This window comes from Companilactobacillus sp., assembly GCF_022484265.1.
In the GTDB taxonomy this organism is placed as follows: domain Bacteria; phylum Bacillota; class Bacilli; order Lactobacillales; family Lactobacillaceae; genus Companilactobacillus.
In genome coordinates, this window is record NZ_JAKVLR010000001.1 from 1,861,678 (window position 1) to 1,875,154 (window position 13,477).

Annotated in this window: 12 protein-coding genes; 8 read left to right on the forward strand and 4 right to left on the reverse strand. The window is 40.8% G+C overall.

The annotated features are described in order from the left end of the window. Positions 1-39: 39 nt before the first annotated feature. Complete coding sequence (locus LKF16_RS08870; protein WP_291470633.1) at positions 40-2,637, reverse strand: YhgE/Pip domain-containing protein; 2,598 nt, start codon at positions 2,635-2,637, stop codon at positions 40-42. Positions 2,638-2,779: 142 nt separating this feature from the next. Between LKF16_RS08870 and LKF16_RS08875 the strand changes: the two genes are divergently transcribed. The 8 genes from LKF16_RS08875 (at position 2,780) to LKF16_RS08910 (ending at position 9,905) form a co-directional block, all read left to right on the forward strand. Further along, a complete protein-coding gene (locus tag LKF16_RS08875; RefSeq protein WP_291470634.1) occupies positions 2,780-3,346 on the forward strand; it encodes a TetR/AcrR family transcriptional regulator in 567 nt (188 codons plus the stop codon). A gap of 241 nt (positions 3,347-3,587) precedes the next feature. After that, positions 3,588-4,322 carry a 5-oxoprolinase subunit PxpB gene (gene pxpB / locus LKF16_RS08880; RefSeq protein WP_291470636.1) on the forward strand — a complete coding sequence of 245 codons (735 nt, stop codon included), beginning with the start codon at positions 3,588-3,590 and terminating at the stop codon, positions 4,320-4,322. After that, the gene (locus LKF16_RS08885; protein ID WP_291470638.1) at positions 4,315-5,331 is read left to right on the forward strand and encodes a biotin-dependent carboxyltransferase family protein; all 1,017 of its coding nucleotides are present in this window, start codon (positions 4,315-4,317) and stop codon (positions 5,329-5,331) included. Before pxpB ends, LKF16_RS08885 begins: the two co-directional genes overlap by 8 nt. Positions 5,332-5,345: 14 nt before the next feature. Continuing rightward, positions 5,346-5,750, forward strand: coding sequence for an acetyl-CoA carboxylase biotin carboxyl carrier protein (locus LKF16_RS08890; RefSeq protein ID WP_291470640.1), 405 nt, complete (start codon positions 5,346-5,348; stop codon positions 5,748-5,750). 8 nt (positions 5,751-5,758) lie between these two features. After that, positions 5,759-7,066, forward strand: coding sequence for an acetyl-CoA carboxylase biotin carboxylase subunit (locus tag LKF16_RS08895; protein WP_291470641.1), 1,308 nt, complete (start codon positions 5,759-5,761; stop codon positions 7,064-7,066). An 18-nt stretch (positions 7,067-7,084) separates the two neighbouring features. Next, the gene (locus LKF16_RS08900; RefSeq protein ID WP_291470643.1) at positions 7,085-7,879 is read left to right on the forward strand and encodes a putative hydro-lyase; all 795 of its coding nucleotides are present in this window, start codon (positions 7,085-7,087) and stop codon (positions 7,877-7,879) included. A gap of 13 nt (positions 7,880-7,892) precedes the next feature. Further along, the gene (locus LKF16_RS08905) at positions 7,893-8,642 is read left to right on the forward strand and encodes a LamB/YcsF family protein (RefSeq protein ID WP_291470645.1); all 750 of its coding nucleotides are present in this window, start codon (positions 7,893-7,895) and stop codon (positions 8,640-8,642) included. A 27-nt stretch (positions 8,643-8,669) separates the two neighbouring features. Continuing rightward, a complete protein-coding gene (locus LKF16_RS08910) occupies positions 8,670-9,905 on the forward strand; it encodes an NRAMP family divalent metal transporter (protein ID WP_434735166.1) in 1,236 nt (411 codons plus the stop codon). On the opposite strand, the gene LKF16_RS08915 is transcribed toward LKF16_RS08910, so the two are convergent. From LKF16_RS08915 to LKF16_RS08925, 3 genes are all read right to left on the reverse strand, one after another. Further along, positions 9,897-10,676: a biotin--[acetyl-CoA-carboxylase] ligase gene (locus LKF16_RS08915; protein ID WP_291470647.1), complete on the reverse strand. Its 780-nt coding sequence runs from the start codon at positions 10,674-10,676 to the stop codon at positions 9,897-9,899. The two genes, LKF16_RS08910 and LKF16_RS08915, sit on opposite strands and share 9 nt — an antisense overlap. 104 nt (positions 10,677-10,780) lie before the next feature. After that, a complete protein-coding gene (locus LKF16_RS13130; RefSeq protein ID WP_291470649.1) occupies positions 10,781-12,451 on the reverse strand; it encodes a zinc ribbon domain-containing protein in 1,671 nt (556 codons plus the stop codon). A gap of 10 nt (positions 12,452-12,461) precedes the next feature. Then, positions 12,462-13,280: an SGNH/GDSL hydrolase family protein gene (locus LKF16_RS08925; protein WP_291470651.1), complete on the reverse strand. Its 819-nt coding sequence runs from the start codon at positions 13,278-13,280 to the stop codon at positions 12,462-12,464. Positions 13,281-13,477: the final 197 nt, after the last annotated feature.

Below are 13,477 nucleotides of genomic sequence, written 5' to 3' on the forward strand. Positions count from 1 at the left end.
ATATAAAGGTCTTGAACTTAATAACTTGAACTAAGGAACTTATACCAATGAATGCTCCTCAGCTTCCTTAGTAAAATCAATCTTCTTAATACGTGAACGTCTTCTAATATAGAACAACATAGTCAATCCCATAAAGACAAGCATGATAGCTAATAAAATCAACATCTCAGGCCATGCCGAATTTCCAGTCATCAACGAATCTCTCAAACCAGAAACAGAATATGACATCGGCAACCAAGGATTGATAGCGTTAAAGAATCCGTCCGACAATTGGATCGGATACGTTCCGGCTGATCCACCAAGTTGTAGAACCAGTAAGATCATACTCAAGAACGCACCGACTTTTCCGAAGACTAAGTTCAGCCAGGAGACTATCTCCATAAAGGTCAAACCAGTCAGGAAGATAACTAATAAGGTTGCAAATGGGTGAATTGGATCTAATCCATCGATCAATCTTAATAGTAAGTAAACGGTGATACTTTCTAGAGCTGCAAAGCCTGTCTTAAGTGAGGCTTTACTTGCCCACCAAGCCATACCGCTGTGTGGGTATTTTCTTGGTGTATAAAGGTCAAACATCAAGTTAAATGCTAAAGCACCAACGAATAATGATACAGAGATCATATAAGGAGCCATACCAGTACCATTGTTTGGTGCGTGGTCACGCTCTGTATGCGAAGTCTTAGTTGGATTAGCAACTTGTGCGTAGGTCAACTTAGTTGGATCTACTTTCGACTTTTTCGCACCGTTCGCTAATTGGGTCGTTAATTCAGTTGTACCGTCATTTAATTGTGTTAAACCTGTGCCCATTTGAGTTGAGCCAGATTGCAATTGTGAGGCACCACTTGAAATTTGTGTAGCGCCACTAGCTAATTGGCTAGCACCTGAAGTGATAGTCGAGCCATTGGCATCTAATTGTGCTAAGCCAGAATTTAATTGGTTAGCACCTGTACTTAATTGTGAGATACCACTAGTTAAGGTAGGTACTTGGCTATTTAACTGAGCTAGTCCACTATTCAAGGAACCTGCACCGCTATTTAAGGCGGCTGAGTTGTTCATCAAAGCAATTGTTCCAGCTGAAACTTGGCCAGCACCACTGGCTAATTCATTGCTGCTTGATTGTAAGCTGTTGATACCAGTTGTTAGTTGACCCATTCCAGCGTTTGCTTGTTGGATAGAACCAGTCAATTGAGCTGAAGCAGCAGCTAATTGTTGAATAACAGTAGTCATATCTGATGACGCACCGCTACGACTAGTTGTAGTCGTTTGAGTTGTTTGACCAGATATCAAGTCATTTAGGTCAGCACTTAAAGTATTTGCGGAACTCTTTAGAGCACTGTTATCTGTAGTAGTTGTCGTATTGCCAGTTGAAGAACTGTCGACAGCTGCTAGGATGGCTGCTTTTTGATCAGCAGTTAAGCCTTGTTGATCTGCCGCAGCAGCAACATTTTCTCTGACGTTTGAAGTCGAGGAACTAGTCGTTGAACCACTTTGGTTATCGATCTCTTGTTGCAACTGTGCTAGATCAGCTTTTACAGTTGCAGCTTGCGATGAGCTATTGCCATCTAATTGGCTGGAAACTGTATTGATGGTGTCACTAGTACTATTTAATTGACTAGCGCTGGTACTGCCATTTGCCAATGCCTGCAACTGTTCAGTCAATTGGTTGCTGGCATTGTAAATTTGTCCCATGCCACCATTTAAAGTGGCTGCACTATCTGCTAAAGTGCCTGCACCGTTAGCAAGTTGCGTGCTACCGGAACTTAAAGATGAAGCTCCAGAGTTAACTTGACTAACGCCGTTAGTGTAACTAGAAATTCCTGAAGCTAAAGTACTGCTTCCAGATGCTAGCTGTCCGACGCCACTTGAAAGGGTGCCGGTACTGCTGTTTAATTGGTTCAATCCAGTGGCCAGAGTTTGGCTACCGGAAGCAGCGGAAGAAACGCCGCTGATATAAGTACTTAACCCACTATTTAAAGTGTTAGCTCCATCTTCAAAAGTTAAAGTACTTGATGCTAACTGATCTAGGCCTGTAGTCATCTGATCATTAGCTGAGGACAATTGGGTTGCCCCGTTGCCTAATTTCTTACTTCCGTTTGAAGCTGTCTTCATACCATTGCTTAATTGTTTGATTGAAGAAAACATTGTTTTAGCGTAGGTATTAGTAACTTGTTCGGAAACGTTTCGAGCCACTGTTGCAGCGGCTGACGAAGTCATTTTTGAAGCCACGTAGTTGTGACCAGCACTTGTTTCATAATTTAAAACCATTTTCTTAGGTTTCTTATTTAACAAGGTAGTCGCATTTTTAGAAAAGCCCTTTGGTATCGTGATGACCATGTAATACTTACCAGTATTTAGACCATCGTGGGCTTTTTTCGAATCCACAATTTGAAAGTCCATTGCATCGGATTTTTTCAAGTTCTTGGTTAGATCTTTCCCGACATCTAACTTAGTTCCTTGATATTTGACTGACTTGTCGTAATTGACCACAGCCACGGGGATATTGTTCAACTCTCCATATGGATCCCACATGGATTTGAGGAACGTAACCGCATATATAGAAGGAATGAAAACAATCGCAATGAGGACAATCGTCATGAATCGGTGCTTTTTCAGGTATTCCCATTCTGCACGGATCATAAAAAAATTCCTCTTTTTCTCAAAAATATAATACACATAGTGTGTAGTAATGATAATATAAGGTATATCAATAAATTTCAACCACAAATATATGAAATTTGGTAATTAAAATTATTTTTCTAATATAGGAGCTGTGCAAATCATGACAGTTGATAAAAGAGTTATTAGAACTGATAAAGCTTTAAAGAATGCGTTCCGCGATTTAGCCAAGACGACGAGCTATCAAGAATTGACAGTTAAAAAGTTGACTGAGACCGCTGGTATCAACCGAAAGACGTTCTATTTGCATTACGATTCGATCGAAGATTTCATGAATACTTTCGTTGATGAATTATCTGATGAGTTGTTGAGATTGATAACAGTTCATCCTTTCACTAACGATGAAGCAGGTCATGGAGAAATATTTGATTCATTGTTTAATTTATTTTCACAGTCACGAGAATTTTTCACCTTCATTCTGACTTCAGATGAATATAGCTTTTTATCGAGAAAGGTAGAAAACAAAGTTGCCGTTGGTTTTTCAGAAGCAATCGAAAAATCCTTCAGCATTTCTCACGATGAAGCCTTCATCTGTGCTAGTTTTATGATTCGAAATGTAACGATGCTGTTTAGAATGTATGACCGCGGACAAGTTGGTCTAACAAAACAAGAGTTCAAGGACTATCTAGTCCGTTTGGATCACAGTGGTCTACAAACATTTCTGAAGTAAACGACTGATATAACTAATAATAATTATAACCCGGCTATCTAATGATATATACATTAGATAGCTTTTTTAATGAAATCAATTTTAATTTTTTTAAAATATATTTTTTATACCTGCTCTAAAGCCTATGCCAAATAGTGGTGGAAGCCTTATTGGTATGGTTGGTAAATTTCTATCATTGAATGATGGTAAAAATAATATTACAATTAATTTAATTTATTTCTAATTTTAGGAGGAAACAGTAATGGATTATTCTTATTTTCAAATAAGCGAGCAGTCTTTGGAAGTCGAGTTCCCCGAACAGATCAACGTTGAAGAAAATAAAATAATTCAATCTGTAGCTCGTGAAATGATTGCCGAAAAGGCAGTCGGGGTCACGGGCGTCATACCTGCCTATCACACGTTAACTATTAACTATGATTTCGACTTAACTTCTTACAAAGATTTAGTGGATCAAGTTGATGAGATTATTGCTAATTTAAATGAACAACCAAAAACGGGCAGAACAATTATTGAGCTGCCCGTTTGTTATATCCAAAAATTCGGTCCAGACCTACAAGATGTGGCTGATTTTGGAAAAATGAGCGTCGACGAATTGATCAAAATGCATTCTGAAACTGATTACTTCATATATATGATGGGATTTTTGCCAGGGTTTGCCTACATGGGTTCGGTTCCCAAACAAATTGCTATGCCGAGATTAAAAATCCCGAGAAAAAGTATTGCTCCTGGAAGTGTCGGCATTGCGGGTGAACAAACGGGGATGTATCCCGTTGAATCTCCTGGTGGATGGCGCCTGTTAGGTAGAACGCCGGTCAAATTGTATGACCCCGCTTTACCGACATTGAAATATCAGTCTGGAGATTATGTTCGATTTGTTCCGATCGATGAATCAGATTATGAACGAATTCAAAAGCTGGATGCAGCTGGTAAGTATCAACTAAATGTGATCAAGGAAGGTGGCAAGAACAATGGCTAATTTTGCAAAAGTAATTAACCCCGGACTTTCGACCACTGTTCAAGACCTTGGTCGACCTGCACATCAGATCGAAGGTTTTCCTGAATCTGGTGCGATGGATAAATTCAATTACAAACTCGGCAACTTGTTAGTCAATAATCATCGTAATTCAGCTTCACTGGAGTTTGTTTTAATGGGACCGACCTTAAAATTCAACTGCGATTCATTTATTGCAATTACTGGTGGAAAAGTTGACGCCAAGCTAAATGACAAAGTTATTCCGCAAAATGAAGTCGTGGAAGTCGCTGCCGGATCAATTTTAGAGATTGGCCCACTATCAACCGGAAACTACGGCTATTTAGCTTTTTCAAATGGTGGGGTAATTAGTCAACCAGTCCTCGATAGTCGCTCTACGACGCTGAGAACGGAAATGGGCGGTATTGATGGACGGGCATTGCAAGCTGGTGACAATATTCCGATTCGCGATAGCGTTGTGATGCCGAGTCTTCAAACTAGGAAAATTGATTATCGATTCGAACCGATCAATGAGATTCGTTTTGTTAAAGGACCCCATTGGGAGATGTTTTCTAAAAAAGCTCAGGAACAGTTCGTTTCTCAGCAGTATCAAATTTCTGAACAGATCGATCGTATGGGTTACCGCTTAAATGGCGAGTCGCTGGAAGTTCCTAGTCAAAGCTTATTATCCGAAGGAACTGTTTTTGGAAATATTCAGATCACGCGTGATGGCAGTCCAATCGTGTTATTGGCCGACCGCCAAACGACTGGTGGCTATCCAGTGATTGGAACTGTTATTCGTGCGGATCTAAATCGATTCGTGCAATTCAAATCAGGACGTAATTTTAAATTTATTGAAACAGACATGGAATCAGCTACTAAAGCGTTAGTTGAGCAACAAAAGGTTTTAAATGATACCTATGAAAAATGGTATGCCGGTCGCTACGTTGAACCGATCGGACCAATTAGAAGAGATGCAATTAAAATCGCTCGCTTGATTCGAGCTAACAAGTAGAAGGGATGAACACAATGGAATTAGATAGAGTTAAAGAACTGATCAAGTTGTTAAATGAGTCAGAGTTAAGTCATTTGGAGATCGATGACAAGCAGGGACACATTATTTTGGAAAAAAATCTTACCGTCGCTGCTTCTGAACCTGCTCCAGTAGCTGAAACTCAGGTCAAGTCAACTGATGACGCCAAAGTTATCAAGGCGCCATTTGTTGGGACTTTCTACACTTCTGAACAACCTGATAAAGCTCCACTGATTCAACCTGGAGATACGGTTAAAAAGGGTCAAGCTGTTGGTATTATTGAAGCGATGAAGATGATGAATGAAGTTAAATCAGATGTCGACGGAGTGATCGATAAAATTTTGGTAACTAATGGTGATGCTGTTGAGTATGATCAACCATTATTCACCTTGAAAGACTGAGGTGCACAATGAAAAAAATATTGATTGCTAATCGTGGCGAAATTGCGGTCAGAATTATTCGAGCCTGCAAGATCTTAGATATCTTGAGCGTGGCAGTTTATTCGACCGCTGACAAATCGGCGATGCATGTAGCAATGGCTGACGAGGCGGTCTGCATTGGTGGACCAAATCCGGAAGATAGTTACTTGAACCAAGACAGCATTATCGCGGCTGCCCAAATAACGCATGCTGATGCGATTCATCCTGGATACGGCTTTTTATCAGAGAATGCGGATTTTGCTAAGTTATGCGAGGACCAAGGTATTAAATTCATTGGCCCCAGTTCAGAAGTGATCTCGATGATGGGTGAAAAAGAATCAGCTCGAAAAACTATGATCAAGGCTGGAGTTCCCGTTATTCCTGGTTCGGCATCAGACTTTTTACAATTTTCTGACGCTAAAAAAGCCGCCGAGGAGATTGGCTATCCAGTCATGCTGAAAGCCAGTGCCGGTGGTGGCGGTAAAGGGATGCGAGTGATTAAATCTGCTCAAGAATTCGAAAACCAATTCGACTTGGCTCAAGCTGAGGCCCAAAGTGCTTTTGGCGACGGTCATATGTATGTTGAAAGATATCTAGAACATCCACGACACATTGAAGTTCAGGTTGCTGCTGACCAATATGGCAATGCGATTGCGATTGGCGAACGTGATTGTTCGTTGCAGCAACGTCATCAAAAGGTGATCGAAGAGGCGCCAGCTAGTACGTTAGACGACAAGACGAGACAAGAGATGTACGAAGTGTCCGTTAAAGCTGCTCAAGACATTGAGTATGAAGGCTTGGGAACAATGGAGTTTCTCTTTGATGGCCCAGAAGAATTTTACTTTATGGAAATGAATACCCGGGTCCAAGTGGAACATCCGATCACTGAATTGACTAGTGATGTGGATTTGGTGGATCTACAGATCAAAATCGCTCAAGGTGAACCAATCCCGTTTGCTGAGATCGACAAGCATAATTTTGCCTTAGAGTGTCGGATCAATGCTAAAACTGCTGGTAAGATCGACGCTTTGCATTTGCCCGCTGGTCACGGGATCAGAACCGACAGTGCACTTTATCAGGGCTACTTTGTTCCTAGTAACTACGATTCCATGATTGCGAAGATCATTTCATTTGCGCCTGATCGAGAGGCTGCCATCAAACAAATGTCTGAAGCATTAGAAGAAACCGTCATTGGCGGCATCAAGACTAATCTCGACTTTTTGACCCAGGTGATCGATGAACCTGATTACAAGATCAATCACACTGATATTAGTTGGTTAGATAAATTAGCAAATTAGAGACGGGAGGTCTTTGATATGTTGGAACCATTGCAAAATCTTAGTCCGGTGCAATTGCGCCACTTGATCAGAAAAGGCGAATACACTGGGGATACTAGTGGATTGGCTGCAGGTTATACGCAGGCCAATTTGGTTATTTTGCCAAAAGATTTGGCATACGACTTTCTATTATTTACACAGCGCAACCCTAAGCCTTGTCCAGTGCTTGAGGTAAGCGATGCTGGTAGTAAAAAATTGACAGAGATGGCGACAGATGTTGATATCGCCAATGATTTTCCAAAATATCGGATCTACCGACATGGACAATTAGCTGAAGAAGTAACTAGCATTGATGATTACTGGCGTGAAGATCTAGTTAGTTTTATTATCGGGTGCAGTTTTTCGTTCGAATCTGAATTGTTAGCTGCCGGTATGGAAGTTAGAAATATTACGGAGGGCGTTAACGTTCCAATGTATGACACTAACATTCCACTAAAATCGGCGGGAGAATTTCACGGAAATATGGTCGTTAGCATGCGTCCGATTCCAGAAGACCAAGTTGTCGAAGCAGTTAAAGTCACTAATTCGATGCCAAAGGTTCACGGTGCTCCAATCCAAATCGGAAATCCGGAACACATTGGGATTTCAGATATTAACCAACCTGATTATGGGGATGCCGTTACGATCAAAGATGGTGAAATACCAGTCTTTTGGCCCTGCGGCGTTACGCCTCAAAATGTGATCATGCAAACTAAACCAGATTTCGTGATCACGCATGCTCCAGGTCATATGTTAGTGACCGACATTAAGAATACAGCTTTGAAATATATGTAAATGGGGGACTATCATGACAAAAATTGATTTGAATAGTGATTTAGGGGAAAGTTTTGGTAGATACAGTTTAGGAAACGATGCCGAAATTATTCCATTAGTTAGTTCAGTAAATATCGCTTGTGGCTACCACGCAGGCGATCCAGATGTAATGGCAAAGACCGTTGCATTAGCTGAAAAAGCTGGTATCGGTGTCGGAGCTCATCCAGGATTTCCTGATCTGCAAGGATTCGGTCGTCGAAAGATGGCAATGAAACCTGCTGAAGTTAAGAACATGATTACTTATCAAGTAGGCGCACTACAAGGTTTTACGGCTGATAAGAAATTGCAGCACGTTAAACCACATGGTGCTTTGTACAACATGGCCGCATCAGACCATGATCTAGCCGTAGCAATTTGCGAGGGTATCAAGCAAGTTGATCCCGAATTGCCAATTTATGGATTAGCCAATAGCGAATTGATCAAAGCCGCCAAAGAAGTGGGCATTCCATATGCTCAAGAAGCTTTTGGGGATAGAAATTACAATGCGGATGGGACTTTAGTCAGCCGTAGTTTACCGAATGCCGTTATCAAAGATCCTAAAGAAGTTGCCAAAAGAGTTAAAGAAATGATCGAAAATGAGGAGATCATCGCACTCGATGGCACCAAGATCTCGTTGAAACCAGATTCAATCTGCGTTCATGGCGATAATCAGGCAGCCTTAGATATTGTTTCAGAGTTAAGAAAAACTCTTACAGAAGCCGGGATCGATATCGTTCCCTTTTAAAAAATCTAAGAAAAGGTAAATTCAAATATGAAAGATAAACAAAAAGAAACGGAATTTGCAGATAGCAGTATGACTAAGCCTCGTTCAGCTCGTAGCATTGCCATGGGTGCAGCCTTTTTGATGGCAATGGCCGCAGTTGGACCAGGATTTTTGACCCAGACGGCCACCTTTACTGGTCAGATGGGAGCTAACTTTGGATTTGCCATCTTACTTTGTATCATTGTCGATTTAGTCGTCCAAATGAACGTTTGGCGAATCATCGTAGTTAGTGGAAAACGTGCTCAGGTGATTGCTAATGAAGTATTGCCAGGATTAGGGTACGTGCTGTCATTTCTAGTGGCAGTCGGCGGACTACTTTTTAACATAGGTAATATTGGCGGTGCCGGTTTAGGACTAAACGTTCTATTCGGCATCTCGCCTGAAAATGGGGCCGTGATTGCCGCCTGTATTGCAATCGCAGTTTTTGTAGCCAAGAATGCGATGACGGTCATGGATCGGACAGTCCAAGTTTTGGCCGTGGTCAAAATTGCTATTTTGATCTACATCATTTGTGTTATGGCAGTACCGTATAAGGCAGCTGTGACGCATACCTTCATGCCAACCGATATTAACTTTTATTCAATCGTAACGATCATCGGTGGTACTGTGGGTGGATATATTTCCTTCTCTGGTGGTCACCGTTTGATCGAAGGTGGCATGGAAGGTGAAAAAGAGCTTAAATACGTTAATGAAGGTGCTTTAACTGGAATCGGCGTGGCCTCATTGATTCGAATTTTGCTTTTCTTAGCCGGACTAGCCGTGGTCACAACTGGTTACAAACTTGATCCAACTAACCCTGCAGCTTCGATCTTCAAGTATGCTGCCGGAAACTTCGGTTATAAGTTCTTCGGAATTCTGCTTTTTGCAGCTGGTATGACTTCGACTTTGGGTTCGACCTTTACTTCAATATCATTCTTGAATTATACGAAAAAAGTCCGTTCAGAAGTGAAGATGGCACGTTATAATCGAATCTTCGTAATGGCCTTCATCATTTTCTCAACGGCAATCTTTTATTTCATCGGCCAACCTGCAAAAATTTTGGTCGTCGTTGGTGCAATCAATGGATTTATCCTGCCAATTTCACTAGCAATCTTGTTGATAGCAGCGATGAAGAAAAAAATCGTTGGTAGCTATCATCATCCATGGATTTTGACCGTGACTGGTTGGTTTGTTGTTTTATTCATGCTTTACGCCAGCATCCAAGCAGTCATCAAATTAATTTAAATAAATTTTTGTAACTTCGCCACTGTTGATTCGGTGGCGATTTTTGTTGTCGTCAATTAGGACTAGGGAACCATCGTCTGCAATCTCGAAGGCTTTGCCAACGATTGTTTGATTGCCATTAACCACTTGGACAGTTTTTCCAAGCGTTGAGCAGTAGGTTCGATAGTCGCTCAGAAAATCATTATCAGTAAGGTCCAATTTGAAAAAATTGTTGAGGATCTGACTGATGGTTGTATTCCTGTCTAAGTCTTTGTCGTCGGAGATGTTAGTTGCAATGTTTTCTAATTCTTCAGGGAATTCCAAAGTGTTGATATTCAAGCCGATACCAACGATGACTTTAGAAATTTTGCCGTGGCTGTCGCTGATTGATTCAGTCAAAATGCCACCGCATTTTTTGTCATGGATCAAAATATCGTTGACCCACTTTAAATTGATCAATTGGCTGTTCGTCATTTCTCTTAATGCAGAGACCACTGCAACGCCAGTTGCTAGGGTCAATAAACTCGGATCATCGATGTTATTTATGGGCAAAACCAGACTCAGATAGATTCCAGTATCTTTCGGAGAAAAGAAACCACGTTTAAAACGGCCGTACCCAGCAGTCTGCTGGTCAGCAATTATCAAAGTGGGATGAGTATTTGAGAATTCATCAGAATGATTTTTGGCATAGGTGTTGGTGGAATCCAGTGTGGTGAATGATAGGATGTCGATTTTTTCTAGAGTAGTTATATGATTCTGAATCTCGTTCGGATTGATTTCATTATTAGCCATAGTTTTACCTCGTGTTTGTAGCTTATCACAACGTTATTTCATGAATATAAAAAAATCCCGATTCGAAAGAATCGAGATTTTTGTGTTTAAAGATGTTTATTTGATTAACGTGTAAAGTTGACGCCATCGCTATTTGTCATATCATCGCTGTCATCAAATGTAAATGTTGTTGACCAACCATTTGATTGACCGCCATCAGAATTAAAGTTGACGGAGATTTGATCACCGTGAACGGATGTGACTTTCCAAGTACCACTGTCTAGTCCGTCGCCACTATATGAACCGTCTGAGTTGAAGTGGAAGGCATTACCGTCATCGTCAGTCCAGCTACCAATCAAATTACTTCTTGAAGCTGCACTTGAAGATGAACTACTTGAACTATCGCTGTCGCTACTTGAGCTTCTGCTTGAACTATCGTTTGAATCAACATCATCATCTGAAGATGAGTCATCTACGGTAGTTGTTTCTTTAGCGGCTTTTTTAGAATGCTTGACGTTGATTGTCTTGTATTCTGGATTGCCAGCTAAAGGAACGGTGATTTCTTTGGTAGCAGTTTTGCTGCCTTCAGAAACTTTAACTTTATGAACGCCAGGTAGTTGGTTAGCTACCTTATAAGTACTGCCGCTCTTAGTAAATGAAGAATTATTGCCGTCGACTGAGATGGCAGGACTTTTGGCGTTGGTACCGATACGTAATTCTTGTCCTTTGATCTGGACACGATATTTAGGATAGATTCCTAAGAATTTACCAGCTTGAACGACTTTGAAGTTAGTGTCAGAACCTGAGTCCTCGCTGACAGCTGCTTGAGCATCGCCGTTACCGTTTTGGATGATTCGCTTGATTTGAGTTTTGCTGCTTGGAGATTTTAAGAATAGGGCACTTAATTCCTCTAAGTCTTGAGAGTTAAGGCTGTCGCCATTTTCGTCAACTGATGCTGCTGCCATTTGATCAGTATCGCCACTGCTCAAACTAGTTGCTAATGCATCTACTTGATGAGGTTTGCTGTAATATTGTGAGCCACCGAAGTATCCGCCGACTAAAATAATGACCACGATGGCAATTGCAATCAAGCCAACATGTTTCTTTTTCTTCTTAGGCTTTGCCGTTGCCATGTTTTGTTGTTGAGCAGCTTGGTTTTGGTTAGGCATTTGAGGATTGCCATTTTGAGGCATACCAGGTTGGTTTGGATTAGGACGTCCGTTTGGTTGCATGTTAGCTGGGCCTTGATTAGGACCGGCATTTTGTGGACGACTGTTTTGTTGCATATTAGCTTGATTTTGGTTGGGACGACCATTTTGAGGATGGTTGCCCGGTTGCATATTTTGATTTTGAACCGGATGGTTATTTTGTGGAGCTTCAGCATGGCTTTGAGCGTTAGCGACTTGACCATGGTTGTTTGCTGGCTTTTGTACCGGAGCCTGTTTTGGAGCTGGTCCGTTTACTGGATTTTGATTAGTGGTAGCGGCTTGAGCTGTTTGTGGCTCGGTAGCTTTATTCTCACTGGTAGGATTTGGTGCTACTACTGGAGCTGGTTTCTTAGACGTAACTGGTTTTTTAACAGTATCCTTTGGAGCTTCAGCCTTAGCAGGTTGAGCTGATTTTGCAGCCTGATTGTTACTTGGCTTTTGTGGTGCAGGTTGTTGATTGGCTGACTTTGATCCATCGTCATATGATGCATTGAACTTTCGTAGATCGAATCCACAGTTGGGACAAAAAACGTCCCCACTAGTTACTTTTGTCCCACAATTAGGACAAAATAATGTTTTTTCACTCATAATATTCCCCTTATTTATCGATTGGTTCGTTGATAGTCTTAGTTAAAGCCTTGGCAATTGCATCGTGACCTTTTTGATTAGGATGCATTTTGTCAGCAGGTTTTCCCCAAACTGGTTCAGTGATGCTAGCAGGAGCTCCGGTAAAGCTTGGATTCTTTTGCCAGATCGATTCCAAATTAACGACTGGAACGTTGTGTTTCTTTCCCAGATCAGTCAAAGCTTTGTCAAAACGTAGATAGTTTTGAGCATAAGGACCATCTGGAGCTGACCAACTCGTGATCAAAATGATCTTGGCCTTAGTTTTACTTTGAAGTTGAGTCAAAATCTGGTCGATCGAGTTTTGATAATCCGGTAGAGCCTGTGGATTATTTACATCAGCACCATCGTTGGTACCAAATTCGACTGTCACCAAATCAGGCTTTTGATCAATGATCGTCTGGACGTTTGGCAAGCCAAAGTTAGTTGCAGTTTTCCCAGTTTCTGCAGCACCTTCTTCAGTCACCTTTTTCCCAGTTTCCTTTGCTAAAGTTCTAGCAAATTGGCTCGAAAAACGGTCGTGAACTGAATTGGACATCAATCCAACTGAGATCGAATCACCCAAAGGTGAATAGACTAATTGTTTCTTGGAAGAATTTTTCAACTCAGTCGCAATTGTCTTCTTCGATTTGGCTTTGGTCTTAGCTTTATTCTTGGACTTAGATTTTGTTTGTTCAGTTTTAGTATTCGATTGTTTTGTCGTCTTCTCATGCGTTGAGCAGGCTGACAACGAAACAACTACTAATAGCAGCGTCAAACAAAGCAGCCATCGATAATGTTTTCTTTTCCCCATAACAACTTCCAACATATATATTTTAAAAAATAACAAATATAGTATATCAAATATAAATATTGTTATTTCAATCAATTTCAAGTTTTCTTTAAATGAAGCAAAGAAATATCCATTTTCCAAAAAGATTTTTTTGAATAGTCAGATAAAATTTCTTCCTATAATGCTGGTATAATGTTAAAAATAAAATTTTAATATAC